28 protein-coding genes, 1 tRNA gene and 1 riboswitch are annotated in these 24,361 nt (G+C 39.4%); of the genes, 19 read left to right on the top strand and 10 right to left on the bottom strand.

Going from position 1 to position 24,361, the window contains the following annotated elements; translation table 11 throughout:
- The first annotated feature begins 41 nt into the window (after nucleotides 1–41).
- The 9 genes from ABRT01_RS03605 to ABRT01_RS03565 all read left to right on the top strand — a co-directional run bounded on the left by ABRT01_RS03605 (nucleotide 42) and on the right by ABRT01_RS03565 (nucleotide 6,718).
- Entirely contained in the window at nucleotides 42–1,217 is a 1,176-nt protein-coding gene (locus ABRT01_RS03605; RefSeq protein WP_483308147.1) for a phage portal protein, read from the top strand.
- Nucleotides 1,168–1,740, top strand: a complete 573-nt coding sequence (locus ABRT01_RS03600) for an HK97 family phage prohead protease (RefSeq protein WP_367746334.1) — start codon at nucleotides 1,168–1,170, stop codon at nucleotides 1,738–1,740. Before ABRT01_RS03605 ends, ABRT01_RS03600 begins: the two co-directional genes overlap by 50 nt.
- Nucleotides 1,740–2,975, top strand: a complete 1,236-nt coding sequence (locus ABRT01_RS03595; RefSeq protein ID WP_367746333.1) for a phage major capsid protein — start codon at nucleotides 1,740–1,742, stop codon at nucleotides 2,973–2,975. The genes ABRT01_RS03600 and ABRT01_RS03595 overlap by 1 nt, the downstream gene beginning before the upstream one ends.
- 109 nt (nucleotides 2,976–3,084) lie before the next feature.
- Complete coding sequence (locus ABRT01_RS03590) at nucleotides 3,085–3,360, top strand: head-tail connector protein (RefSeq protein WP_367746332.1); 276 nt, start codon at nucleotides 3,085–3,087, stop codon at nucleotides 3,358–3,360.
- The gene (locus ABRT01_RS03585; protein WP_367746331.1) at nucleotides 3,360–3,653 is read left to right on the top strand and encodes an HNH endonuclease; all 294 of its coding nucleotides are present in this window, start codon (nucleotides 3,360–3,362) and stop codon (nucleotides 3,651–3,653) included. Before ABRT01_RS03590 ends, ABRT01_RS03585 begins: the two co-directional genes overlap by 1 nt.
- Nucleotides 3,654–3,783: 130 nt before the next feature.
- Nucleotides 3,784–4,122, top strand: coding sequence for a hypothetical protein (locus ABRT01_RS03580; RefSeq protein WP_367746330.1), 339 nt, complete (start codon nucleotides 3,784–3,786; stop codon nucleotides 4,120–4,122).
- A 287-nt stretch (nucleotides 4,123–4,409) separates the two neighbouring features.
- Nucleotides 4,410–6,050 (top strand): terminase large subunit, encoded by a 1,641-nt coding sequence (locus tag ABRT01_RS03575; protein WP_367746329.1) that lies wholly within the window; start codon nucleotides 4,410–4,412, stop codon nucleotides 6,048–6,050.
- 94 nt (nucleotides 6,051–6,144) lie between these two features.
- Complete coding sequence (locus ABRT01_RS03570; RefSeq protein ID WP_367746328.1) at nucleotides 6,145–6,483, top strand: phage head closure protein; 339 nt, start codon at nucleotides 6,145–6,147, stop codon at nucleotides 6,481–6,483.
- Between the two features lie 13 nt (nucleotides 6,484–6,496).
- A complete protein-coding gene (locus tag ABRT01_RS03565) occupies nucleotides 6,497–6,718 on the top strand; it encodes a hypothetical protein (protein ID WP_367746327.1) in 222 nt (73 codons plus the stop codon).
- 688 nt (nucleotides 6,719–7,406) lie between these two features.
- On the opposite strand, the gene ABRT01_RS03560 is transcribed toward ABRT01_RS03565, so the two are convergent.
- The 3 genes from ABRT01_RS03560 to ABRT01_RS03550 form a co-directional block, all read right to left on the bottom strand.
- Nucleotides 7,407–7,479: transfer RNA gene (locus tag ABRT01_RS03560), tRNA-Thr, on the bottom strand.
- Between the two features lie 327 nt (nucleotides 7,480–7,806).
- A complete protein-coding gene (lipA, locus tag ABRT01_RS03555; RefSeq protein ID WP_269411119.1) occupies nucleotides 7,807–8,766 on the bottom strand; it encodes a lipoyl synthase in 960 nt (319 codons plus the stop codon).
- The gene (locus ABRT01_RS03550) at nucleotides 8,759–9,601 is read right to left on the bottom strand and encodes a lipoate--protein ligase family protein (RefSeq protein WP_269411120.1); all 843 of its coding nucleotides are present in this window, start codon (nucleotides 9,599–9,601) and stop codon (nucleotides 8,759–8,761) included. Before ABRT01_RS03550 ends, lipA begins: the two co-directional genes overlap by 8 nt.
- A gap of 99 nt (nucleotides 9,602–9,700) precedes the next feature.
- A riboswitch (TPP riboswitch) is annotated at nucleotides 9,701–9,807 on the bottom strand.
- Between the two features lie 726 nt (nucleotides 9,808–10,533).
- On the opposite strand from ABRT01_RS03550, the gene ABRT01_RS03545 reads away from it, so the two are divergent.
- The 3 genes from ABRT01_RS03545 to ABRT01_RS03530 all read left to right on the top strand — a co-directional run bounded on the left by ABRT01_RS03545 (nucleotide 10,534) and on the right by ABRT01_RS03530 (nucleotide 12,654).
- Entirely contained in the window at nucleotides 10,534–10,830 is a 297-nt protein-coding gene (locus ABRT01_RS03545; protein ID WP_367746326.1) for an RNase A-like domain-containing protein, read from the top strand.
- Nucleotides 10,831–10,934: 104 nt separating this feature from the next.
- Entirely contained in the window at nucleotides 10,935–11,189 is a 255-nt protein-coding gene (locus ABRT01_RS03540; protein WP_269411121.1) for a contact-dependent growth inhibition system immunity protein, read from the top strand.
- Nucleotides 11,190–12,048: 859 nt separating this feature from the next.
- On the top strand, nucleotides 12,049–12,654 hold the full coding sequence (locus ABRT01_RS03530) for an NUDIX hydrolase (RefSeq protein WP_269411122.1): 606 nt from the start codon (nucleotides 12,049–12,051) through the stop codon (nucleotides 12,652–12,654).
- Nucleotides 12,655–13,020: 366 nt separating this feature from the next.
- Here the strand turns inward: ABRT01_RS03530 and ABRT01_RS03525 are convergent, their stop codons facing one another.
- Nucleotides 13,021–13,896 carry a LysR family transcriptional regulator gene (locus tag ABRT01_RS03525; RefSeq protein ID WP_269411123.1) on the bottom strand — a complete coding sequence of 292 codons (876 nt, stop codon included), beginning with the start codon at nucleotides 13,894–13,896 and terminating at the stop codon, nucleotides 13,021–13,023.
- 203 nt (nucleotides 13,897–14,099) lie between these two features.
- On the opposite strand from ABRT01_RS03525, the gene ABRT01_RS03520 reads away from it, so the two are divergent.
- Together ABRT01_RS03520 and ABRT01_RS03515 are read left to right on the top strand one after the other, a co-directional pair.
- Nucleotides 14,100–15,284, top strand: coding sequence for an MFS transporter (locus tag ABRT01_RS03520; protein ID WP_269411124.1), 1,185 nt, complete (start codon nucleotides 14,100–14,102; stop codon nucleotides 15,282–15,284).
- A gap of 60 nt (nucleotides 15,285–15,344) precedes the next feature.
- A complete protein-coding gene (locus tag ABRT01_RS03515) occupies nucleotides 15,345–15,524 on the top strand; it encodes a hypothetical protein (RefSeq protein WP_269411125.1) in 180 nt (59 codons plus the stop codon).
- Between the two features lie 506 nt (nucleotides 15,525–16,030).
- On the opposite strand, the gene ABRT01_RS03510 is transcribed toward ABRT01_RS03515, so the two are convergent.
- The 4 genes from ABRT01_RS03510 to ABRT01_RS03495 form a co-directional block, all read right to left on the bottom strand.
- Complete coding sequence (locus tag ABRT01_RS03510; protein WP_269411126.1) at nucleotides 16,031–17,065, bottom strand: YdcF family protein; 1,035 nt, start codon at nucleotides 17,063–17,065, stop codon at nucleotides 16,031–16,033.
- Nucleotides 17,066–17,132: 67 nt separating this feature from the next.
- On the bottom strand, nucleotides 17,133–17,717 hold the full coding sequence (locus ABRT01_RS03505) for a TetR/AcrR family transcriptional regulator (protein ID WP_269411127.1): 585 nt from the start codon (nucleotides 17,715–17,717) through the stop codon (nucleotides 17,133–17,135).
- Nucleotides 17,718–17,748: 31 nt separating this feature from the next.
- On the bottom strand, nucleotides 17,749–18,063 hold the full coding sequence (locus ABRT01_RS03500) for a DMT family transporter (protein ID WP_269411128.1): 315 nt from the start codon (nucleotides 18,061–18,063) through the stop codon (nucleotides 17,749–17,751).
- Nucleotide 18,064: 1 nt separating this feature from the next.
- Nucleotides 18,065–18,418: a DMT family transporter gene (locus tag ABRT01_RS03495; protein WP_269411129.1), complete on the bottom strand. Its 354-nt coding sequence runs from the start codon at nucleotides 18,416–18,418 to the stop codon at nucleotides 18,065–18,067.
- Between the two features lie 299 nt (nucleotides 18,419–18,717).
- Between ABRT01_RS03495 and ABRT01_RS03490 the strand changes: the two genes are divergently transcribed.
- Entirely contained in the window at nucleotides 18,718–19,494 is a 777-nt protein-coding gene (locus ABRT01_RS03490) for an ABC transporter ATP-binding protein (RefSeq protein ID WP_269411130.1), read from the top strand.
- 109 nt (nucleotides 19,495–19,603) lie between these two features.
- On the opposite strand, the gene ABRT01_RS03485 is transcribed toward ABRT01_RS03490, so the two are convergent.
- The gene (locus tag ABRT01_RS03485) at nucleotides 19,604–20,167 is read right to left on the bottom strand and encodes a YusW family protein (RefSeq protein WP_269411131.1); all 564 of its coding nucleotides are present in this window, start codon (nucleotides 20,165–20,167) and stop codon (nucleotides 19,604–19,606) included.
- A gap of 145 nt (nucleotides 20,168–20,312) precedes the next feature.
- Between ABRT01_RS03485 and ABRT01_RS03480 the strand changes: the two genes are divergently transcribed.
- The 3 genes from ABRT01_RS03480 to ABRT01_RS03470 all read left to right on the top strand — a co-directional run bounded on the left by ABRT01_RS03480 (nucleotide 20,313) and on the right by ABRT01_RS03470 (nucleotide 22,494).
- Entirely contained in the window at nucleotides 20,313–21,452 is a 1,140-nt protein-coding gene (locus tag ABRT01_RS03480) for a YibE/F family protein (protein WP_269411132.1), read from the top strand.
- Complete coding sequence (locus ABRT01_RS03475; RefSeq protein WP_269411133.1) at nucleotides 21,449–22,213, top strand: YibE/F family protein; 765 nt, start codon at nucleotides 21,449–21,451, stop codon at nucleotides 22,211–22,213. The genes ABRT01_RS03480 and ABRT01_RS03475 overlap by 4 nt, the downstream gene beginning before the upstream one ends.
- Before the next feature lie 83 nt (nucleotides 22,214–22,296).
- Nucleotides 22,297–22,494 carry an SHOCT domain-containing protein gene (locus tag ABRT01_RS03470; protein ID WP_367746324.1) on the top strand — a complete coding sequence of 66 codons (198 nt, stop codon included), beginning with the start codon at nucleotides 22,297–22,299 and terminating at the stop codon, nucleotides 22,492–22,494.
- A gap of 67 nt (nucleotides 22,495–22,561) precedes the next feature.
- Here the strand turns inward: ABRT01_RS03470 and ABRT01_RS03465 are convergent, their stop codons facing one another.
- Nucleotides 22,562–23,695 (bottom strand): hypothetical protein, encoded by a 1,134-nt coding sequence (locus ABRT01_RS03465; RefSeq protein ID WP_269411135.1) that lies wholly within the window; start codon nucleotides 23,693–23,695, stop codon nucleotides 22,562–22,564.
- A gap of 86 nt (nucleotides 23,696–23,781) precedes the next feature.
- On the opposite strand from ABRT01_RS03465, the gene ABRT01_RS03460 reads away from it, so the two are divergent.
- Complete coding sequence (locus ABRT01_RS03460; RefSeq protein WP_269411136.1) at nucleotides 23,782–24,333, top strand: hypothetical protein; 552 nt, start codon at nucleotides 23,782–23,784, stop codon at nucleotides 24,331–24,333.
- The last annotated feature ends 28 nt before the right edge of the window (nucleotides 24,334–24,361 follow it).

Here is a 24,361-nt window from a genome sequence, read left to right as displayed (position 1 = left end):
ATTTACGAAAGCCAATTGAAGAAAAATTAGAGCAGGCGGAAATGCTGTCGTCCGGCAGTCCAGTATTTTCCCCATTTTCGGGGAATGCCTATGAATCAGATGTATATCGTGCAGCTGTGGATGCAATTGCCCGGAATGCCGGAAAATTGAAGTCGAAACACATCATTTATTCCAAGAAAAACAGCGAACGGATGCAGGGAGACCAACATTTAAACCGTATCCTACAAGTAAGGCCAAACGCATACATGACGGCATATGACTTGATTTATAAGCTGGTAACCCATTATTACCTGTACAATAATGCATTTGCTTTTTTGCAAAAGGATGACCGGGGGAATCTGCAAGCAATATATCCGTTATCGCCTACCAACATGGAATATCTAACAGACCCCTCAGGTACGATGTATTGCCGTTTCTTGTTTGGCAATGGACAGCATGTGACGTTCCCTTTATCTGAGGTGTTTGTTGCCCGGCGATTCTATAATTCTAACGATCTATTAGGCGATACGAATACGGCGATCATGCCGACATTAGACCTGGCACATACACAACAGGAAGGTATGGAACACGCGATTAAGTCGAATGCAACCATCCGGGGCATATTGAAAACAAATCAAATAATTGCATCAGATAAACTAAAAGAGGAAAAGGAAGCATTTGTGAATGATTATTTGACAGCTTCTAATCATGGCGGGATTGCGGCGATTGACCAAAAATACGATTATGTTCCACTAGAGTCGACCCCGGTAACGATTGATGATAAACAAATGGATGCCGTCAAGAAAAAGATTTACGAATATCTGGGGATTAGTGAATCAATCGTAAACAGCACCTATACGGAAGATGAATGGGCAGCATTTTATGAAAGTGTGGTCGAACCATTGGCCTTACAATTCAGTCTGGAACTAACGGACAAGCTATTTACCGAACGTGAGCAGGCATTCGGGAACTCTATCATTTTTGAATCGAACCGTTTGCAGTTTGCTTCCAATAAATCCAAAACGGATATGTTAAAGGAACTTATCCCCTTGGGATTACTAACGACTAACCAGGCACTGGAAATATTGAATCTTCCGCCTGTGGAGGATGGAAATAAACGATTGCAGTCACTGAATTTTGTGAATCAGGATAAAGCAGACCAATACCAAAATGTGGGAGGTAAAACCAATGAAAGAAACCCGGCACGTGGAGATCAGGGCACAACAAACGGAAAATAATGAAATGGTGATTACTGGTGTCCCTGTGGTATTCGATACACCAACAACCATCAATGACCCGATGGGAAGCTATACCGAAGTTATTCAGCGTAGCGCATTAAATGGGGTGGATTTAACTGACACCCGGTTACTTTATAATCATGATTTGTCTAAAGTGCCTTTAGCAAAAGCACCAAAGACAATGCAGTTGTCAGTGGATGATGGTGGCCTGCAAATGCGGGCGGTATTACCGGACACTGAGGAAGGCCGCTCTGTTTATACGGCAGTAAAACGGGGCGATTTAAACGGCATGAGTTTTTCTTTCACATGTGATAAGGCAGGCAGCCATTACGATGTGGAGAAACGAACCAGAACGATCTCCAAGATCAATAAACTTTACGAGTGCAGTATCGTTCCATTTCCTGCATATCAGCAAACCTCGGTAGAGGCACGCAACCAGATGCAGGAAGCTGAGCAACAGGAACAGGCTCGGAAACAAGCCAAGATTACATTAAATAAAATTTTAGCTAGGAGTGTTAAGTAATGGAATTTAAGACAGTACAGGATGCTTTCAATCATTACCGTAATGCTAGTTTAGAAGATATTGAAAAACGTGCAGCAGAAATCAAGGGAACCATTGACAACGACCCAGATGCGGATGTGACAGCTATTAATGTGGAAATTGAGGGATTAAACGAAGCCAAGAAAAATATTCAGGACAAACAAAAGAATGGAGATGGTGAGATGGATCAACGTAGTTTTAACCCTATTACTGGGATGTCGTTCAAAAATGAACAAGTACCAACTGATAATATTTTTGAGTCAGCCGAATATCGTTCTGCATTCTTTAAAACGATGTTGGGGCAAGACCTATCTGAAGTAGAGCAACGTACCTTTAACACGGCCATGAACGAACAACGTGCCAGTGGTTTCAATACAACGGGCAACAGTTCGGCGGTATTGCCAACGCAGACGCTAAACGAAGTCATTTCCAAGGCTCGTAAAGAAGGCGGTCTGTTATCCGTAGTACGGAACTTTAACCTGCCAAGTAATATCAGCGTACCTATAGGAAAACCAACCGAAAAAGCTGCTTGGCATACTGAGGGCACTAAGGTAGATGCTGAGCAGGTACAGACCGCACGTATTAAATTTGAATCCCATGAGGTCATGAAGGTATTCTCCATGAGTATCTCAGCAAAACAAATGACGATACAAGCGTTTGAAAGCTATCTTGTAGACGAACTCACCAGCACGGTACTAGAAGCCATTGAGGACGCTATTGTAAACGGTGATGGTGATGGCAAGGGTAAAGGATTGCTCGAAGGTATCGAATGGACAGACGACAACACTGTTGACTTTGATGGCTCTTATAATAATTTCACAGATGCCATGGCTAAGTTGAAACGTGGTTATGCAGGCAATGCTCGATTCGTTATGAACAACGCAACATTGTACGGCAAAGTATATGGCCTTACCGATAAGAACGGACGACCACTTTTCATTGATGATGCAAAGAACGAAAGCATTGGTCGGATTCTTGGCAAGCAGGTTGTGGTAGATGACCATATGCCGGACGACACCATTGTGTTGGGTGATTTCAATTATTATGGTGTGAACATGCCGCAGGGTGTAGTACTAGAAACTTCTCGGGAATCTAACTTCCGTAGTGGTTTGATAGACTATCGGGCGGTTGCTATTGCAGACTGTAAGCCATTAGTCGATGAAGCATTTGTGAAACTGTCCGGTGCAGATAATGGCGGTGATGATACACCCTCATAAACCCCAAGCGATTGGGGAAGCCACAATAGGCAAAAACTTTGAAGTAAGTTAAACCAGTTAGGAGGGCATCAGATAGCTGGTGTCCTCTTTCTTAATAAGAGGTGATTATATGATACTGGATATAGAAGAAGCACGGGATGCATTAAGGTTGGACGGTGAGGACAACGACATGATTATACAATCGCTATTGAAATCCATTCCTTCATATCTGGAAGCAACGACAGGCAGGACTTGGGAAGATGAACCAGTGCATCCGTTAGCGCAAACAGTTGCCAAGTTCTTATTACAATTATGGTATGACCCACAAGGGCAGGACAGTGATCAGTTGAAGCGAACAATAGACAACTTGCTTGTGGCTCTGACAGCATTAGGCAGGGGAATGTAATGGCACACGATTATGCTAAAGCGTTTTACACAAGTGATAGATGGATTAAATGCCGAACGGGTTATATGAAGTCTAAACACTATATATGCGAACGTTGTGGGGATGTAGCGAGTATCTGTCACCATAAGACGTATATCACACCGGAAAATATACATGACCCGAATGTTACGCTTAACTGGGATAACCTAGAATCATTATGCCAAACGTGCCATACGCAGGAACACCGTAGTCACGGTATTGTAGCAGAAGGATTGGCATTTGATGCAAATGGAAATCTGATACAGAAAAAATAGCCCCCCCATATCAAATTTAATTTTCTGACAATGGGAACCGAGGCAGGGAGTTTTCTATCCCCCTCCATCAATTTTTATATAAGGCGTGGGATTACTAAAAGTAAGTAACTAATAAAAAGTAGGTGATAATATGACAACTTCTAAAAATATTTCAACCGATATGAAGAAAGTTAAACGATTATTAAAGGAGATACCGGAAGATAGGCAGCCAATTGCTCAGGGACTGTACAATGAACTGGTATTCATGCAAAATACTATGTCTACCCTAAAACAGCGAGTCGAAGATGAAGGCGCGGTGTCCATGTTTAAACAGGGTAAGCAGGAATTTTTGAGGGAACACCCTGCATTAACAGCCTATAATAAGACCATACAGCGATATGGACAGATTTATAAGCAATTGCTGGATTTACTGCCTAAGTCCGATGAAAAGCAGCAGACAGACCCACTAATGGACTTTATTAAGGAGTAGCGCGCGCGAGAGGAAAAGAAACGGGTTGGCTCATATTTGAGCTAACCGAAAGTAGATAAGGTGGTAATACGCGCGCGAGAGGAAAGGTTTATTTAAGCTTTCTTCAGTTGGGGAAAGATGATGTGATTTCAAAACACCCCATCCAGTAGCAATACGCGTTTGCGAGGTGAAAACCGACAACGTTGTCGTATTTGTTCCTAGTTCGTTTGGTGAGGTGAAAGTAAACAACATTCAGGAAAATTTTCCTGAAAGTCGTGGTAGCAATACGCACGAAAGGAGGTAAACCAATGAACTATATACTGGAATACTGGAACGCAATTAAAAATAATGATGTGGTTGTCTCCAATCGGGTGTATAGGCAATATGAACGACTGGTAAACGAAATCAACAACCCAGATCAATATATCTTTGATGAATCTAAGGCAAACAAACCTATCACCTTCATAGAGACGTTTTGCAAGCATTCAAAAGGTGAATGGGCGGGTAAGCCTGTTACCCTAGAACTGTTTCAAAAGGCGTATATCAGTGCGCTGTTTGGCTTTGTGGACAAGGAAACAGGCCTAAGACGATACCGCGAAAGTATGTTTTATGTGGCCAGAAAAAATGGGAAGTCTACCATGCTGGCTAGTATTGCATTATATATGCTCATTGCTGATGGGGAATCAGGGGCAGAAGTGTATTCAATAGCCAGTAAACGGGATCAAGCAAAAATCTTATTCGATGAAGCCCACAATATGATAAGCCAGTCACCGCATTTGTCTAAGCATGTTCGCAAACGTAAAACAGACCTGTATTTTGATGCAACCATGTCAAAATTTATGCCGTTAGGTAAGAACTCAAACACACTGGATGGGTTGAATGCAAATCTGGTTGTGATAGACGAACTGCACAGTATTGCAGACCGTAATCTATATGAAGTTACAAAACAGTCACAGTCAGCCCGGCAACAGCCTATTTTGATTATGATTACCACAGCCGGAACTGTCCGGGGCAATATATTTGATGATATGTACGAATATGCCTGTAACGTGGTAGACGGAAATTTCCAGGATGACAGTTTTCTTCCGATTCTTTATGAACTAGATGAAAAAGCAGAATGGACAGACCCGGATAAATGGCAGAAAGCCAACCCTGCATTAGGTACGATTAAAAAAGCCGATGATCTTCAGCGTAAAGTTGACAAGGCTAAGGTAAGCCCGAATGATATTGGCGGTGTATTAACAAAAGACTTTAACATCAGGGATACCGTAAATAGTGCATGGCTTACCTTTGATGCAATCAACAATGAAGAAACATTCAATATAGAGGACTTCCGTAATGCTTATGCGATAGGTGGGGCGGATTTGAGTATTACCACAGATTTATCATGCGCCACCCTATTATTTGTCGATAAAGACACCGAGAAACGATATATTCATCAGATGTACTGGTTGCCACGTGATTCATTTGAACAACGCGTCAGGGTGGACAAGATACCTTATGATAAATGGTACGAGCAAGGCCTGTTACGCTTATGCAATGGCAACAGCATCAATTACGGTGATATTACGGCATGGTTCCTTGAAATGATAGAAACGTACAGCATCACCCCGTTGTGGATATATTATGATTCGTATAGCGCTAAGTATTGGGTTGAAGAAATGGAACAATATGGATTCAAAATGATCCGATGCATCCAAGGCGCAAGAACTCTTTCATTGCCTATGCAGCAGATGGGGCAGGATTTGAAGGCTAAAATGATTAATTATAACAATCATCCTATTTTAAAATGGTGCTTGACTAATACCGGGGTTGAAACAGACCGTAACGGAAACATTGTTCCTGTTAAGAATCAGGCAGCTAAAATGAGGATTGATGGCATGGCTAGTATGTTGGACGCTTATGTGGGTTTGTATGACCATTATGATGAGTTTTTAAGGGCGCAATGATGGGGTCATTAGTAATGAGGTCACAAGGGGGTTTTTTCAAACTACACCCTTTATATTTTCCCCAAAAATGGGGACATCCAAAGGAGGTGAACCAATGGCCTACAACAACCAAAAGCATTATATCAAGGATAAAAAAATAGACATATTAGTCAATAACTATATTGGCCCGGAACCAAACGGGGAAGATTGGCGACCAATTGAAGGCGGTAAAAATATATGGGCTTATTACCGTCAGGCATCAGCAGATGAATACGACCGGGCAGGACTAGCTGGGTATAAGGTAGAAGCTATTTTCCGCATTAATTGGAGGAATAATATTAGTGTGGATCATCGTATTCTCTTTCGTGGGGATAATTACGAAATCACACGGATAGATGACTTTGAGGGTTATAAGAAAGAATTAACGATATATGCGAATCACATTAAACCATAAGGGAGGCGATTAAATGAAAAAATATAACGTATTATTTACTTTTGTAGATGGAAGCAAGGAGAACGTGCAGATGGAATCATATTCCGCTAAAGTAGCAACTAATCAAGTAATTGACAGGGATTGGTTTATGGTAGAAGATAATGGTCACATTCGAACTGTGAACATGAAAAATGTTTTAAAAATAGAAGTCAATGAAGATGGTGAGGAATTTTACTTGGATCAGATTGATTTTTAAAATGAGAGTGTCCTCAAAATTGAGGGCATCTTTTTTATGCAAAATAAAACCGCCCATTATAGGACGGTGAACCAGCGAATAACTGGTTATTTTAATCAATTTAGGATGATTGATCACATTTACCAATGCTGACGTATTTATTGCCAAACAATACGCAACAGTTGCCCAGTAAGACAACAATGTATTTTACTTCCAAGTGGCTAGCACACCTAGAAGGTAGCTACAACTGTATTATACCACAACATTACAAAAAAACATAGCCTTATTAAAAATTGAAGCCACTATCCTTCTTGTGTTGGGTTTTTGGGAAGTAGGTAATATGTTTAGTCGTGAATGGCTTATAATCGCTGTGTGGGGCTGTTAATGGGTTTTATGGTTGAGTGCTCATTTTTGAGCAGTGAGGGGATATATTCAGCCGGGCGCAGATTGACTTGTGATTATTGGTTTCTCTTTTTTGGGTAACCAAGTGATTACATCTAGCTGGGCCCAAATTGATACCCCTTTTGGAGATCGGTCGAAATACTCACCTACAAAACCTGTGAAAATCCATCCTATAAAACTGAACCACCATTCATTTGCCCCAATTTTGCCCCCGAAATCCTGTACTAATGAAATCTACACTAAACTGTACCAATAATAAAAACGCCATAACCCTTATCTATCAAGGATTACAGCGTTTCTGTACTAATGCTGGTGAAAGGATTCGAACCTTCGACCCCGTCATTACGAGTGACGTGCACTACCAGCTGTGCTACACCAGCATCTAAAGTATGACTTTTTTTGTAAAGCACATAGAGTATCATAATACATTTTAATCATTTCTTCAACTATTTTGCGGTGATTTTTTAAAGTTAGAGAGCAGAATTCGGTTAATTTTCGGCGTGCGAGTCATGACTTAAAGTGGGAACAATTGCGAACCGCCGATAAAAGTGCTGAAACCGTCGATAATTTACCCGAAATCGCCGTAAAACTGGTTGAAACCGCCGTTAAATAGCCGGCTATGAATAACCAAATCATTGTAAACGATAAAACCCCAGCAGATATATATAATGAGCCGGGGTTTTCATTTGGGAAATCATGATCACACTTTAATTGTTAAACATCTCCAAAGAAAAATCTACTTTCTTATTCTCCTGCTCCTCATAGCCTTTCATATAATTGATCCTGCGCTGGGCTGAAGCTTGGCTGACCTGCTCATCGGCATGGTAGGAAGATCGTACAAGCGGGCCTGATTCACAATGACGGAATCCTTTTTTTAAGGCAATTTCTTTTAGTTCCGCAAATTCATCCGGGTGGTAGTAACGTTCAACCCTTAAGTGTTTTTTTGTTGGTTGCAAATATTGACCGATTGTCATGATGTCTACGTTGTGTGCCAATAAGTCATCCATCGCTTGTAAAATTTCTTCTTTTTCTTCGCCTAGACCGACCATAATACTTGATTTGGTTGGTGTATTTGGTGCTATTTCTTTTACCCGTTCCAGCAATTGTAAGGAACGGTCGTATTTTGCAATTGCCCGTACGCGTTTAGTTAATCTGCGTACTGTTTCAATGTTATGGTTAAAAATGTCTGGTTCACTATCCATTAAAGTATGCAGGCTTTCGTAGTCACCTTTCATGTCCGATGGTAACACTTCAATCGTGCAGCCAGGGTTTTCACGGCGGATGGCTCTTACCGTTTCCGCAAATACCGCAGCGCCCCCATCATTTAGGTCATCGCGAGCGACTGCTGTCACAACAACATGTTTTAAGCCCATAATCGATACGGATTCCGCAACACGAGTAGGTTCTCCCCAATCCAGTTCGTTTGGTAATCCAGTTTTAACTGCACAAAAACGGCAGCCGCGGGTACAAGTGTCACCAAGAATCATAAAAGTTGCCGTTTTTCGTTCACTCCAGCATTCGTGGATGTTCGGACAGCGTGCTTCTTCGCAAACGGTATTTAATCGTTTATCACGCATGAGTTTCTTTAATCCACGGTAAGATTGGTTCGTATTGATTTTTGTTTTCAGCCATTCCGGTTTTCTTATGTATTCCTCCTGTTTAGCCATTAAGTACACGCTCCTTTGAATGATGTTTGAAATTCCAATCATGATTGCTGTATTTATCAGCAGCTAGCTGGTAGACTTCCTCCCATTGCTGATTGGTTAATTCAAATGGAGATAGTTTGATATCTACTCCAGTTTCAAAACCTTGTTTAAACGCGTCTTTCATAGTGCTCATGGATATGGATCGGTTTGTTTCTTGACGGATGGTTGTTGCTTTTGTATCAAATGCTGCTCTTTTTCTTTCTCGTATTTCCTCACTTGGAAAACGGAATAGATCGAAAAGTATCGTTTTGTTCATGGAATGTGGAATCGATCCATGCTGCAGCAATACTCCTTTTTGCCGGGTTTGTGCATTGCCGGATATTTTCTTCCCACCCGCCAGCAACTCGTATAACGCCGGTCTTTCAAAACACACTGCAGAACGGTTTTGAATGGAATGTCTTTGTTTGGCATAATCGACTGTGATTCCTAAATTGGCATACCCGTCAAAGATACCCTTGGATAGAACATAGTAAGCTTCCGTGATAGATGCTGGGATAAATGATTTGTTCTCCGCAATAACAAGACTGTAGGTTAACTCATCATCGTGCAGTACCGCACTACCACCGGTTAACCGGCGAACCACTGGTATCCTATACTGTTGCAATGCTGATGGATCAATCGTTTTATGAACATCCTGAAAATAGCCAACAGATAAACTTGGTTTTGCCCATTGATAGAAACGTAAAATGGGCGGGATTTTTCCTTCACTGTGCCAAATAAGCAACAATTCATCTAATGCCATATTTGTTGCAGCATCGTGTACTCCGGTGTCTAAAAATCCCCATGAATCTTGCAATCGAATCTCCTCCGTGTTTTTGGTGCTCCCTAAAAAGCAAACGATAAAACAAAAACTGCCCAAATGAGATGGCAGTCTGTTTGTATATAACATGTACCCATGCTACATTGACCACTTCCCCACGCCAGTATTACCCAGATCGGGTGCCAAGGGTTAGAACAAAAAAAGTTCTTCTCAGCCTTTGAAATGCTCCCCTAGTGAACTTGTTATATTGTTTCGATAAGTCCATGGTAAATGGAAAATGTTACATTGTAAAGCGGATTTGAAATTTTTGCTGTTTCGATAACTTTCATGCGATATAATGGGAAGTAAAAGCAATGCTAGAAGGAGAACGGTATGCTGAAAACAGGTAATGTAAAAGAATTAGTAAGTAAAGAAGAATGGTTGCCTACATTCCGCTTGTATAGCAATTGCGGACGCATTTAGATGAAGAAATGTACATGGATTATTTGGCAAGTATATGAGAAAGTGGAAGAAGGGAGAGGTTGGAGCCGGTTTTGCTAGGGTAGAAGAATTGATCACACGATGTTCAGGCCGAAATTTACCACGTGTTTCTTGGCGTGGCTGAATCGCTGATAGAAAGCTCAAAACCGCTGATAGGAATCCTGAAACCGCTGATAGAACGCCCGAAACCGCTTATAGGCAGCTCGGAACCGCTGATAGGGAGCCCGAAATCGCTGATATATTATCGGACTCATGATAAAAATGACAAGTTCCGTGTTGTTTCGTGGCTGTTTTTGGTAATCCTTACTGTCTCGGGCTGCTGAAAAAGTGTGATCATAGGTCTGTCGCAAATTAGATATAACGCATGAGAACATAACTGCATCGTTTTGTCGGCAGGTGGGTAGAAGGTTAAGGATACCAGGAAGGTTGATAAAAATGTAGATAGTGTAAAACCGGGGGATAAAAGTAACCTTGCACCTGGTGGTGGATTGGCTGCACATGAAATAAAAGGTGGACATTTGATTGAAAGACATGTTGGAAAAACGGATAAAGAGCTATTAGAGAGGATAAATAAAAATCCGAAAATTACTGGTTCATCTACCTTTAAAGATAGGGCTACGGCTGAGAAAATTGTTAATAATGTTTTGAACGATACAAACAATAAAGAAGTTATTCAATCTTGGCTAGATAATCCAAAAAGCAAGTCAACTTTAGTATTGACCTATCAGGGAACAGAGGTGATAGGAAGGGAGATAAAAAAGGCTCCGATTCGGTTAAAAATATGACAAATGCTAGAATTGTTTTGAAAAAGGATGGCGAAGGGAATTTTGTTCTAACTGGTTATCCAAATTAAGCAAATCAATACTAATTGAAAGGGGTGTGTTGTTTTATGTTACTCCCTAATAAACAGGAAGAGCCAGTTTTTCAATTTTTGGCTGGAACTTTTCATCAGGACATTGAATCTCCAGAACAAGCCTTGGAGGAATTGTTGGTGGATGAAACCAAAGAGTATTTAGAATATGCGATTGTTTTTTTGTCGGATTTTATAAACAGTAATTACTCAAATTTCGAAAAGAATGAATACATTCAGTGTTGTGCGGATGGTATATATTTTCCGGATCTTGGTTTAGAACCACTTCAGTAGCTAAACCAAGTAGTCCAACAAATAAAAGAAGTTGTGAAATTGTAAGATGGGGATGGTTCAGTCCGAGATGAAATATTATTTTTTTTCGTTTTTAATAACATTGGAATCATCCAGATTCGAATACAACAGCGGCTGATTAAATGAAGGCGAGTTGTTTATTATTGGAAAGCCAGTCAGTAAATAATTATGATGAGTACAGACCTTTAGCTTTTTGAGTTTTTAAGAAGCAAGAAGAGGAGAAAAGAGATTCACATAAGGTAAAACTAAATGATATAAGAATCGTAGTAGGAGACATACTCTACATTTTTATCATTCACGGTTTTTATTCGATGATATAGTATCAGGAGAATGGAAATGAGACAGAAACTTATCGAAAGGCCAAACAAATAATTTTATCTCATGATGATATTGCTGATTTCGTCGGAGGATGTACAACTGAATTAATAAGTAAGGCTGGAGATATGTTAGGATTAAAGTTTGCTAGTTTGTGTACGGATTACTTGCAGACTTTTGGAGCGGGGAATTTTGGATCACAAGAGGTTTACGGAATTATTAATGATGATTTTCTTTGGTAACTTTTTATTAGATCTAATAAAGCTAGAATCTGTATGCTGGACCTTTTTGGGAAGAGCATATCCCCCTATGAATTATTAGATATTGTAAATGAAGAGAACAGCATTGAATCATATACATTTGTTTCTCGAAAAGAACACGGTTTTCCTTACCTTGTCAATCCCCCCCCCCAATCAAATGTTTGTTCAATAATGAAATTTAATAAAATACTAGATATTATAAAATATGAGGAGGAATTATTATTTCACAGTCAGAAGAGGCAAGGAATATCGATGACAACACCTGGTTGGAATGGGTTAAACAGATTCAAGCAATTGCTCAGACAGGCTTAGCATACACTCGTGATGTTTATGATCAAGAGCGTTACGAACAATTACGTGAGCTTAGTATCGAAATAATGAGCAATTATACTAAAGTAGATAAAGAGACAATAAGGTTGGACTTTGCCAATGATACTGGATATGCAACGCCCAAAGTAGATATTCGCGGGGTCGTTTTTAACGAACAAAATGAGATATTATTGGTAAAGGAAAAGTCGGATGCACAATGGTCTTTACCCGGTGGCTGGGGTGATATTGGCTATTCACCATCAGAGGTTGCAGTAAAAGAAATAAAAGAAGAATCTGGTTATGCGGTAAAAGCATCAAGATTGCTCGCTGTATTGGATAAAAGTAAGCATAATCACCCACCAGATCCCCATTATGTGTATAAGATTTTCATTGAATGTAAAATTGTTTCAGGAAAATCAGAAGCTGGTGTGGAAACTAGCGATGTAGGTTTTTTTGATATAAGTAATTTACCCGCCTTATCGATTAAAAGGAATACAAAAGAACAGATAGAATTAATGTTTGAATTTAATAATGATCCAAATAAAAATATTGTTTTTGATTGATTTAAATAGGGTTATGGCTTTTTGTTAATAATTTGGCTGATAAAAACAATACACCAACCGTCAGCGTAGTTGTGGGTGTGTTTCTTGAAAACAAGTAAATTAGATGGTGAATGTTAAGTTAGTGTTGTAATTGTAGCACTCACTTATTTTTCAGGATATTGATTAGACATATAAACACCTATCTTCACTTAAAAGATAGGTGTTTATATCACTTGCTTCCGGATTATTAAACTATCTCGTGTGGCTCCAACAATTCTTTTGTTATGGTTTCAAGATTATTAATTTTAACCTGGGTGAAGGGTTTTTGTATTAGTCTTCCGGTAATTTTAAATAGCAACCCGCTTTTTTCTATATCGTAAACTTATGCTAGGAACTTAACATGGATTGTAGTTTTAAACCCAGTTTAGAATTCTTAGTGGCCAATGAAATAGATCTTTTTTTTCCAAAATTGGTGATTGGTAGACCGAATACCTGTTGATGCCCGATATTTTTAGCCATCAATTTGGGAGTAATCGTTATCCCCATTCCGGCAGATACGGCACCAAAAATAAAATCGCCAAACGCGACTTCACTAACAATGTTAGGCTTGTGACCCAAAAGTTCCATTTGTTCAATAATATGTTTACGGGTGTCACAAGGAGCTTGATGGACTATAAGAGGTTCTTTACACAATTCGGAAAGTTCAACAGTGTTTCGGGATCGAAAAGGATGATCTAACGGGAACACTGCATAATAGGGCTCTATAAACAATTCATAATTACATAATGAGTCTTTGATGGATAGTGTATCTACAAGGATTGCATCAAGTCTTCCCTCCTGTAATGACTGTACCAGTTCTTCAGAAGTGTTTTGAATCATTAATTTTATCGATTGATCCGAAAGTCGCCCCTTGATCCTTGGAGGTAGATAATAGGTCGCTAGACTGGGAAGACTGCCTATAACTATGGGGGCTGTCCGATGAAATTGTCTTAATTCTTGGCGAACCGCAGTTATTTCAGCAATAACAGGTAAAATTCGGGTGTATAAATGCTCGCCCGCTTCTGTCAGTTCAATCCCAGTAGTAGTCCTATGAAATAATTTCACATTAAAATAACTTTCCAGATTATTGATATGTTTGCTTAATGCCGGTTGGGAAATGTTACTTGTACTGGCAGCTTTTGTTAAACTCTTTTTTTTGGCAGCTTCAACAAAACTTTGTAACCACGCGATTTGCATCAAATTCACTCCTTTTTGATATAACAATCTGTTATGCCCCTAAAAAATAATGATAGTTCCGTTTACCGTTTCTGTTTGGTAATCTTACAAATGTATTAGCTTATTCAATCATAACATATCGTTCTTATGATAGTTGCTCAGAACAATCTTCCAATTTCCTGGTGACGTCTTGAATTACATTGGCTGAACATCAAATAATCGATATGTTGTAAAAAAAGGAGGGTTAAATTATGAGAAAGGCTCTTTTTCTCACGCTAGGCATGTTCACTCTAGGGTTTGATGCCTATGTGGTGGCTGGATTGTTACCTGATATTGGAACAACGTTTAAAATAAGTGATTCGCAAACAGGACAGGCAGTGACTGTCTTCACGCTTTGCTATGCTATTGCAGCCCCAATTTTTGCAACTTTATTAGCTGGGAAACCAGCGCGTAGGATTTTAGTGTTGGCACTTGCGATATTCTCAGTAGGTAACGGAGCTAGCGCACTAGCCCCTAATTTCCCTTTCTTGTTAATAGCACGTGCAGTTGCAGGTGTTGGGGCAGGATTATACTCGCCGTTAGCCGCCGCAGCCGCCGCATCACTTGTTTCCGAACAAAAACGGGGTCGCGCTTTAGGTATGACTTTAGGCGGCATGAGCATGGGGACTGTTGTGGGTGTTCCACTTGGGTTGATAATTGCTAAGCATTTAGGCTGGCATGGAACATTAGGGTTAATTACTGCTTTAGGCTTTATCCCCATGTTTGGAATTGCCATTTGGTTTCCAAACTTTTCGGCATCGGTTCCACCATCCCTGCGTAAACGTTTTGCAATGATGGCCAATGGGCGCGTTGCTGCAACCGTTGGTATCACTTTTCTAACGAGCATAGCAAGCTTAGGTCTCTATACGTATATGGCGCCAATGCTGCAGGACTTGGCAGGAGTTCATAATGTCACACCTTATTTGTGGGCATGGGGAGTCGGAGGTGTGGTTGGAAGCTTATTTATTGGTAGCCTTATTGACCGAACAGGTCGACCTGGACTACTTATGGGCGGAATATTGATCCTATTAGCATTATCCTTGTTTTTCCTGCCATTAGTTATAGGTATTCCTGTATTGGTATTCTTACCTTTTGTTGTTTGGGGGGCAACGGGATGGGCGTCACAGGCACCCCAACAGCATAGGTTACTTCGTTTACAGCCTGATCATGGCCCAGCTGCAGTCGCCTTAAACAGTTCCGCTAATTATTTGGGGAGTTCAGTGGGATCTGCACTTGGGGGGATTATTATGGTAGCCGGCTTAACACCTTCCCAACTCCCTTTGGTCACTGGCTGTGTTGTAATAATAGCTTTACTTGGGCAATTAGGCGTTTTGGTGTTAAAAAACGAGCAAAAAGTTTTGAATCAATGTAAAAGAAATGAAAATTATTGGAGGTAAAATTATGTATACAGATTTTTCTTGAAACTGATATCAATTTAATAGAAGGGATAAAGGAAAATGAATTACATAAAGGAACTCAATGCATTTTATCATCATATCGTATTTGAACCGCTCTCTGGTGCAGCGGTTTCCCTATGGCATACTCTGATGCATTTTAACAATCGTTACGGCTGGAGAGCGCAATTTTCTGTGCCTGCCACGATGCTTGAGCTTGCATCTGGTGTAAAAGGAAGTTGAAGTTCGTTTAAGCGGGCAAGAGACGAATTGAAGCAGAAGGGTTTCATTCGTGTAACTTCACGCGGTGGGAATTAGGCTGCTGTTTATCAAATGATTTCGCGGATTTAGGATCATGATACTAATGGAGCCTTGGCAGGTGATAAGCAGCCGGTCAATCAGGCGAGTTTGCTGCATGAGGATGGGCAGGATACGGATGTTGTAGTCAGCGAAAACACAAATTGGCAATCGAAGCGACAAAGGAATTGGAAAATCAGATGCCGCACCAGTTCGTGATGAAAATTTTAAGCAAGATAAGATAACGCAATATGTAATAGAGGGACGAGATGACACGGTGACCTGCAATGTGAATAACAGGCTAGCACTACAGTTCAAAATGAGAACCACATTCCGGATCACACAGCGACCTACAAGATGAATGACAACCTGAATGACAGTCCGGCCCCATTAATTAAACAAAAAGATAAACAAAACTCCAGGGTTTGCTCTTTTGTTGCCTTTAGTATTGGTTAATAAAATAGAACTAATAAAAGGGTTAAAAGGATAGAAATACCCAAAATGGTCCCCACTACAACGGTATGACGTTTACGTTGCATGACAATGATGGCGATATATTCTCGAATCATTGCATTTGACCAGTAGTAGAATGCAGTTTTCGAACCGATTCCCTGGCTCTTTAGGCCTGCCATTTTTGCATATAAGCTGGCCCTGAATAGATGGAAATTGTTTGTAGTAAAGATGCTGTTATAGTTGCCACCTTTTATTGAATCCATTATTTGTTTTGAGTAAAGCATATTCTGGAATGTGTTAACTGACCGAGTTTCTGTCAATGTATGATCAGAAGGAAGTCCTTTTTCAACAGCATACTTTTGCATGGCTTCCGCTTCAGGCAGGTTTTCATCCGGCCCTTGCCCGCCAGAAAAAAGTACAATAGGTGCGAAAGTGACAGCCGCTTGTTTCCAATAAAAATCAATCGCCTTATTAATTCGACTGGCCAGGAGCGGCGGCACTTTATCGTTAATTAAACCACTGCCAAGCACGATGATAAAGTCTTGGTTATATTTTGGCTTGTTAAATTGATACAAAAAATAAGCAGTTAAAAAGTTGGCTAAGTGTAAAAAGAAATAAACGATTATTAAGTAAGCCCCGCCGTATAAAGGTTCCAAATAATCAGGTAAAAAACGCTCCGGATTCACGATGCGAAATAAAAATAATACCAGAAGAAAGATACCTAAAATGAATGTCAAACTGTTGGCAAAACGGCGGCTTTCCCTTTTCATCAGGATTCGGCCATTTAGAAATAATCCTATACCCAGAGCGAATAACCCAAATGTCAGGATAAAGAGTAGAAATACAAATGGAATAAGAGCGATTAGCACAAAAATCTTACTACCTGAGCTGATCCCAAAATAACTACAAAAAATAAGAAATGAACAAAAAAACAGGTTAAATAGAAAACCGTTTATCATTCGTCTGGGATCTGTTAAATAAAATGCCAGGAAAATAATGAATAAAATTAGAGAAATAATACCAAGAATAACCATTTTACCCCTCGATTTTTTAGTCTAGTCCATAATAAATCATCCCAAATCTCTCTACTTTGCGGATGATTCACGAAGCGCGAATACCCTTCCAAAATACAGACCAAATCGTATTTAATCTACGTTCATATTCCTCATAAGGGGAGCTCATCATATAGAAAAGCATACCGTCTAATATGGTTGTAAAAGAAATAACAATAGTCTCCTCGTCGATAAGCTCATTCTCTTTGTTGTTCTTTAAGATAGAAAAAACAAGATCTTGAATCGTTTCCTCTACTTTCTTATTCTTGGCTGTTATAAGTTCTTTAAAATTTTCCGGCGGGTAAATCCAATACCTTTTGAGAAAAGAACCTTTATCGTTCATATAATAGTATTTATTCAATTCAACTAAAACGTGATATAGTTTTTTCTCTATTGGAAAATTTACTATAACGTAGGATTGTTGTTCGATAAACTCTAAGTAATCTTCAATAACAAAACTTACAATTTGTTCAAAGAGATCTTGCTTACTTTCAAAATAAGCATAAATCGAAGGGGTTTTAATGTTTACATTTTTAGCTATATCTTTAAGTGCTGTTTCCTCGTAGCCATACGAGGAAAACAGCTTTAAACCTTGTTCCAGTATTCTTCTTTTCGTTTTTTCACCTTTTTTCAACTCACTTTTCACCTCATTTTGTCCGCGTTCATCAGGATATTAATTTTAAGCTTACTATACTAAAAATGATTCCTGCAACTAAAATAAGTTTCTTCGCACTCTTCGGTTCCTTAAACAAAAACATCCCAAGTAAAACACTTCCTGATGCACCCACTCCAGTCCATATACCATAACCGATACTAATAGGGATTTCGATTAATGAGACGGAAAGAAAGAAAAAACTTAAACACAAAGATAAGATAAAAAAGATGGTTGGCTTTAATTTTGTAAATCCTTCCGTTAACTTTAGATTAATAATACCGCCAACTTCAAATAATCCAGCTAATATTAAAAATAACCAATACATATTAGACACTCCCCCTTGCATTTTTCTCTTCTTTTGGTTCATCCGAAATTAATTTTAGTCCGATAATACAGCTAATTAGCAGGACAACTAACACAATCTTGGTTGGACTCACGGGATCTCCTAAAAATGTCATGCCCACCAAAGCTGTACCAAAAGCACCCAGACCTGTGAATACTGCATAAGCCGTCGAAACGGGCAGTACCTTTAGTGTTTTAGCGAAAAACCACCAGCTAAGAACTAATAATATAACTGTCGGAATAACAATTTCTATTCTTGTAAATCCTTCTGAAAAGCCTAGACCAAGTGCCCAGCCAACTTCAAGAATTCCGCCAATAATTAAGTAAACCCATGCCATGATAACCTCTCCTTTTTAAAGTAATTAATCTAACTAATGATTGTTAGATTTTTATATAAAAGTATAACAATCTTTAAGCAACACCTTTCAATAAAATCTAACTAACATACATTAGATTTTATGATAATTAAGCTCATTTTGCAAGAGTAAAATTTTATTTTCGTTTGCTGTTATTTTTAAGGTTTATTTTGCCATGGTATTTTGGCAACCTGCAATAGTTAAAATTATTTGTCTTTAACTTATTCTAAATGTAGTATATTAGGTATTCAACATGATACAGGAAGAAGGGAAGAGAGACAGTGAACGGAATAGTAGAAATGCAAAATGTTTCATGGAAACGGCAAGGGGAAACGATTTTATCAGATATCAATTGGCAAGTCACGAAGGGGGAGCACTGGGCCGTATTGGGTCTAAATGGTTCTGGTAAAACAACGCTGTTAAACATGATTAATGGATATATTTGGCCAACAACAGGGAAGGTTTCCGTGCTGGAGCAGCCGTTCGGACAAACGGACATTAGAGAACTCCGTAAATCAATTGGCTGGGTTAGTTCCTCGCTTCAAGAACGCATCAAAGGAACCGAGCTGGCAGAGAACATTGTTGTTAGTGGAAAATATGCTTCGATTGGACTATATGACACCCCGACTGGGGCTGATTTTGAAAGAGGATACCAGCTTATGGAGCAAATTGGCTGCAGTCATTTAATTGGACGCACCTATCAAACCTGTTCCCAGGGAGAAAGGCAAAAGATTCTAATCGCACGAGGACTAATGGCATCGCCGGAGCTATTAATTTTAGACGAACCTACCAACGGACTGGATTTTATTTCACGTGAAGAGCTAATGGCTTCCATTAATCATCTGGCAAGCCAGGCAGATGCACCAACGATTTTGTTTGTCACCCATCATATAGAAGAAATATTGCCTGTATTCACTCATACTTTATTGTTGAAACAGGGAACCGTTTATGCAAAAGGGGATAGAGACGATATGTTATCAAAGGAGCGTTTGTCGGCGTTTTTTGATATTCCTGTGCAGGTTGACTGGCGGGAAGAACGGGCGTGGATGACAAGATAGAGTGTTTTTGTGGTAGAATGAAAGTAACAAAGTTAGAATTTAGGAATATGATAAAGGATTGTGACGTGATCAAAATAAAAGAAGAAGGCCTTCCGAAAAGACCTTCTTCCTATTTTTTATCCTCAAATTCAACCTTCGTATTATCCTCAAACGTCAACTCAATTTCAAACTTTGTATAGTCCGATGGCAAATCAAAGGCTTTTAGTGTTTGATCAATTGCATCTTGCTTGTTCGTGTCCCGGTCAATTGTGAGCTTTTTGAGGTTGGGATAGATTTTATCAAACGCTTCTTTTCCTTTAGTATCGATATTATTTATTTTATCATCTTCAATTTCTGCTTCAATTTCTCCAGTATTTCTGTCTTGTTCAATCTCCGCCTCATATTCTTGTTGTCCATAACTAACTTCCAATTCAAAATCTGTATAGTCCAGTTGTTTCATCTTGTCTTTCATGTCGGCAGTTGAATCATCTTGATCATTGTTGTTGTTATCGTCCATTTCACCCGTGTCGGCATGATCATCGTTATTTGCCTGATCTTGCCCTTGATCCTGATTCTGATCATTTTCTGTTGTATCATTATTGTCTGTTGCTGCATTATTGTTGTCATTCTGTCCGCATGCCGCCAGAACAAATGATAATAAAAGGACAGCAAATAGTTGTATGAATCGTCTCATTTTTAATTCCTCCTTATTATGTAGATATTACCACTTTTAGTATAGTCTAAACTGCATGACTCATGCATGTATGGTCTGCTGAAAATATTTGGCCTTTGTACATATTTGTTATACACTAAACCTATCCAATAGTTGAAGGGTTGCTTTGAATGTGATGATCAACAAATTGAAAAACATGACATATAAACAAATTCTGTTTTATATCATTTTGACTATCTGCTTTGTTGCATCGCTTGTTTTCGTATATCACAATTATGCATTTTATGATCGTCCAATTGCTAAAGTCACCCAAACAAAGCTGGTCGATACAACTGAAGTGACAGATGAACATCATAATCAAGACAAGCTATTCACACAGCATATCATTGCCGAATTAAAAAATGGCAAGGAAAAAGGGCAAGACGTCCTTTTAACGAATAAATATTCATTATCTGGAGCTTATGACCAGGAATATCATGTTGGAAATGAATTATTCGTTTCGATTAATAAACATGATAAAGACAATAGCCATCTTACGGGAAGCATAAAAGACGTCAAACGCGATAAATTTGCCGTTACCGTAGCATGGATATTTATTTTTTTCCTGCTAATCGTTGGTAAAAAGCGCGGGCTGTTTGCTGTGATTAGTTTAGCGGTCAATGCCGCTTTGTTAACCTATGCACTGGATGTATATGTGAATTCAGCAAATACGAGTTTGTTATGGATTTGCGGGATAAGTGCTGTCTTTTTTACGGTCATTTCGCTATTGCTTGTTAGCGGTTTTAATGAAAAAACCTATGCAGCTATCATGGCAACTTTATTGGGGACGTTTATTTCCCTGCTCATATCCTATCTCGTGTTATGGGTGACTTCCGAAAATGGACTTCGGTATGAAGAGATGCAATTTCTGACTCGCCCTTATCGATTGGTGTTCATGGCCGGATTATTACTTGGGTCGTTGGGCGGCGTCATGGATGTGGCCATTACCATGTCTGCTTCCATCTTTGGGCTGTATGAAACGGACCACCATATATCCGATAAAGCGTTAAAAACTTCAGGACGGGAGATTGGCAAGGACATTATGGGGCCGATCACGAATATCTTATTTTTTGTCTATATTAGCGGCTCGATTCCTATGCTGATTTTGTATTTGAATAACGGTTCTCCAATGACGTTCTCCTTTTCCATGAACCTCTCCCTGGAATTGGCCCGCGCCTTAGCTGGTGGGATTGGCATCGTAATCACCATTCCAATCGCACTATATACGGCTATTTTTTTCGTTAAGCGAAAGAGGGCGAGATCATGAATACATTAGTGTGGATGGCCGGGATTTTATTGATATTGATGGTCATTGTCGGAGGAAAAAAAGGTATTCGGTCGTTTACAGCATTATTCCTGAATTTTGGCGTGTTGATTCTGACCATACTGATTATGACGATTCCAAATCTGAACCCGATTATCCTGACGTTTATTGCCTGTACAGTGATTAGTTGCATCAGTCTTTTTTATATTAACGAGGTGAACCAGACAACAAAAACAGCGTTCATTGCGACGATGATAACCATTGTTATTTTGCTTTTGTTTATTGTTATCGTGACAAAAAAGGCGATGATTCAGGGATTTGGTGAAGAAGAGACAGAGGAAATCAGTGTATTTTCCCTCTATATTGGCGTGGATTTTGCCAAAGTTGGTGCATCGGTTATTATCATGAGTACCATCGGCGCAATTACCGAAATTGCCATTTCCATCGCCTCTTCCATGAGAGAGATAAGTCATCACAATCCACGTATCAGCAGGAAAAAGTTATTCTCGTCTGGATTGGGGATTGGGAGAGATATCCTGGGAACAGATACGAATACATTATTTTTTGCCTTCTTTGGAAATTATTTGGGACTGCTGATCTGGTTTAAAGATTTATCCTATTCATTTGGAGAAATCACCAATTCAAAGGTGTTTAATGCAGAAATGATCAATATCCTTTGTGCTGGAATTGGTATAGCGTTGATTATTCCGGTTACCGCCTGGATTACAGCATATCATTTGGTGAAGGAAAAGCAGGATGTTTAGCTGTGGAGTGAAGAATAAACTTAAATTGATTTAGGGATTAAACATGGCATAGTTGGTTATATAAGTAGTAAGAGGTGATCATGATGTATATCCTTAGTGCATTTTCTATAAGGCTGGTCATATCCATTATCATTGCCATTGTGCTATTGTGGATTATTTTTCGCTTTAGGGCTGGTAAGAATGGGGAGGGAAGTTCACTGGAAATCATGAAAGAGCGTTTGGAAAAAGGTGAAATCACACAGGAAGAATTTGAGCGGGCTAAGAAGAAGCAGGGGAAATAAAGAATAAACTCCCATTTTTTCAAAGAATTCAATCAAAACAAAAGAGCTAAAGCTTAAGCGCGTAACTTTAGCTCCTTTTTGCTTTGACAATTAAAAAAGGGATCCAGGCAATCGCAGCAAACAGCATAGAGGCCCCTAAAATCATGGATGTGATTTCTTCAGCCGCCCCTCCCCGGTGTTGGAAAATTAATGCGATAACCAATGCAATAATGAAGTCCTCAATCAGAAATCGTATCATGTGGTACCAGCGTAAATAAGGTTTTAAAGATACAAAATACAAACAAGAAGTAATAAATATCAATAGAAGCGCTAAAAAACTGTCGTCTGCAATGATTTCCTTTTCTGTCAATATCACTAATACATAGCTTCCAATAATCAGAAATGCATAGGATTTTAGTGCAGCTGAACTCCACGCTTTGAATGGCAATTTTTGTTTTTGGTCAGACGTGTCTGCTACATCTGTTTTCACGTCAGGGCTGCCTGGTTCCGCTGCATCATCTGTTTTTGAATCAGGCGGTTCCGTGTTTTTTAACAGCTCCGTCTCAATGATAAGTTCAGAGACAACAATAGGTTTTTCCATTGGATAAGGGTTGTGCACCTCTGTCCGTTGAAAACGGGGCTGCTGATTCTTATCTTCTGTTTCCACGAGCAATGTCGAAAGGTAAAGTGGGATACGTTTTGTCCGTAACGTTTCCGCCCATGTTTTAACAGCAGTAGTTTCCTCCAATGGAATGGTAACCGATGCTTCTTCAAATTCATCCTCATAAACAATTATAAGGGCAGGATTCGGGTATTCACGATCTATCGGATGCAGCTGATCGTCCTTTAACACATAGCCAGTTAATACAGCCTGTTTCATGGCAGGGTAACTAATATTGCCCTCCCTTTTTGTACCACCCATTGTATCCCAGATTTTATAAGCAACACCCTCGTATCCAAGTGTATAGCTGCTAAGGTGGTGATTCAGCCAAGCCATTTCCCGTATACTGCCAATGGCCACTCTTAACATCTTAATACCTGGAATAATCAACAATAATAGCAATAGTAGCCAGAGTTTACGGTAGATTGCTAGTAAAACAGGCGGTCCAATGATTAGGCAAACAGCAATAAGTATAAGCACAACAAAAAAATAAAATAATTTGAGCCATGCGCCCGGTTCAAGCGGTTTTTCCTGTTGTTGATCGATTATGTATGTATCCATCACCTTGCTCACCTCCATAAAAAATTAATGCTTGTTGGAAGCAAATTCCCTGTTAGAATATAAGTATATCAAAAATGGGAGGAGACATGAGCAGTATTATGGAATTTTACCCGGAAATGTTTCTGTCCAAATGGCATTTGCTCGTTGTTTTTATCATTGTTATAACTATTATTGGGGTAAAAATCGGTGGCTATGACAAAGAAATAATGAAACGTTACATATGGAAATCATTGATCTTTTCTTATATTGCAGTTACTGTTATCGTAACGTTTTTTACCTATGATACCAAACACATGGATAGTCAAATGATAGCCTGGATGGATGATGCGCATGAAGAAGGTAAGGGGGAAGATCCAGGGTTATTAGAGCTTGACAAGGATCTTGTTGTATATGTGGGTTCCTTCGGGGATGAAGAAGAGGATAAGACGGTAAAAGTTTATGCCGGAAATTATCGGGATGATAAATCTTTTCATGGCAGCGTGACTGTATTTATATTTGGTGAAACTGGTGATGTATTAAAAGAGGAAAGTTATGAAGATATTACGTTGGAGGCAGGGGATAAAGTGGAAATTGACACTTTTGAAGTGGAGGATGAGAAGAAACCGGATAAATTCAATTATTTGTTTCAGGAGGAGTAGTGCGGATTGTCGGTAAGTTTGGAATAGC

This window comes from Lentibacillus sp. L22, from assembly GCF_040812445.1.
GTDB classification, from domain to species: Bacteria; Bacillota; Bacilli; order Bacillales; family Amphibacillaceae; genus Lentibacillus_C; species Lentibacillus_C daqui.
This window is presented reverse-complemented; position numbering and strand designations above follow the sequence as displayed.

Bases quoted from the DNA above. Each gene is read 5' to 3' on its own strand.
- ABRT01_RS03495 (WP_269411129.1), bottom strand. From the start codon at position 18,418: ATGGCATGGGTTTACTTAATTATTGGCGGAATTCTTGAAGTTGGCTGG.
- ABRT01_RS03570 (WP_367746328.1), top strand. From the start codon at position 6,145: ATGGCCTACAACAACCAAAAGCATTATATCAAGGATAAAAAAATAGAC.
- ABRT01_RS03485 (WP_269411131.1), bottom strand. From the start codon at position 20,167: ATGAGACGATTCATACAACTATTTGCTGTCCTTTTATTATCATTTGTT.
- ABRT01_RS03540 (WP_269411121.1), top strand. From the start codon at position 10,935: ATGTTACTCCCTAATAAACAGGAAGAGCCAGTTTTTCAATTTTTGGCT.
- ABRT01_RS03600 (WP_367746334.1), top strand. From the start codon at position 1,168: ATGAAAGAAACCCGGCACGTGGAGATCAGGGCACAACAAACGGAAAAT.
- ABRT01_RS03590 (WP_367746332.1), top strand. From the start codon at position 3,085: ATGATACTGGATATAGAAGAAGCACGGGATGCATTAAGGTTGGACGGT.
- ABRT01_RS03515 (WP_269411125.1), top strand. From the start codon at position 15,345: ATGAATTACATAAAGGAACTCAATGCATTTTATCATCATATCGTATTT.
- ABRT01_RS03520 (WP_269411124.1), top strand. From the start codon at position 14,100: ATGAGAAAGGCTCTTTTTCTCACGCTAGGCATGTTCACTCTAGGGTTT.
- ABRT01_RS03595 (WP_367746333.1), top strand. From the start codon at position 1,740: ATGGAATTTAAGACAGTACAGGATGCTTTCAATCATTACCGTAATGCT.
- ABRT01_RS03475 (WP_269411133.1), top strand. From the start codon at position 21,449: ATGAATACATTAGTGTGGATGGCCGGGATTTTATTGATATTGATGGTC.
- ABRT01_RS03460 (WP_269411136.1), top strand. From the start codon at position 23,782: ATGAGCAGTATTATGGAATTTTACCCGGAAATGTTTCTGTCCAAATGG.
- ABRT01_RS03580 (WP_367746330.1), top strand. From the start codon at position 3,784: ATGACAACTTCTAAAAATATTTCAACCGATATGAAGAAAGTTAAACGA.
- ABRT01_RS03565 (WP_367746327.1), top strand. From the start codon at position 6,497: ATGAAAAAATATAACGTATTATTTACTTTTGTAGATGGAAGCAAGGAG.
- ABRT01_RS03575 (WP_367746329.1), top strand. From the start codon at position 4,410: ATGAACTATATACTGGAATACTGGAACGCAATTAAAAATAATGATGTG.
- ABRT01_RS03605 (WP_483308147.1), top strand. From the start codon at position 42: ATGCTGTCGTCCGGCAGTCCAGTATTTTCCCCATTTTCGGGGAATGCC.
- ABRT01_RS03470 (WP_367746324.1), top strand. From the start codon at position 22,297: ATGTATATCCTTAGTGCATTTTCTATAAGGCTGGTCATATCCATTATC.
- ABRT01_RS03510 (WP_269411126.1), bottom strand. From the start codon at position 17,065: ATGGTTATTCTTGGTATTATTTCTCTAATTTTATTCATTATTTTCCTG.
- ABRT01_RS03500 (WP_269411128.1), bottom strand. From the start codon at position 18,063: ATGTATTGGTTATTTTTAATATTAGCTGGATTATTTGAAGTTGGCGGT.
- ABRT01_RS03585 (WP_367746331.1), top strand. From the start codon at position 3,360: ATGGCACACGATTATGCTAAAGCGTTTTACACAAGTGATAGATGGATT.
- lipA (WP_269411119.1), bottom strand. From the start codon at position 8,766: ATGGCTAAACAGGAGGAATACATAAGAAAACCGGAATGGCTGAAAACA.
- ABRT01_RS03465 (WP_269411135.1), bottom strand. From the start codon at position 23,695: ATGGATACATACATAATCGATCAACAACAGGAAAAACCGCTTGAACCG.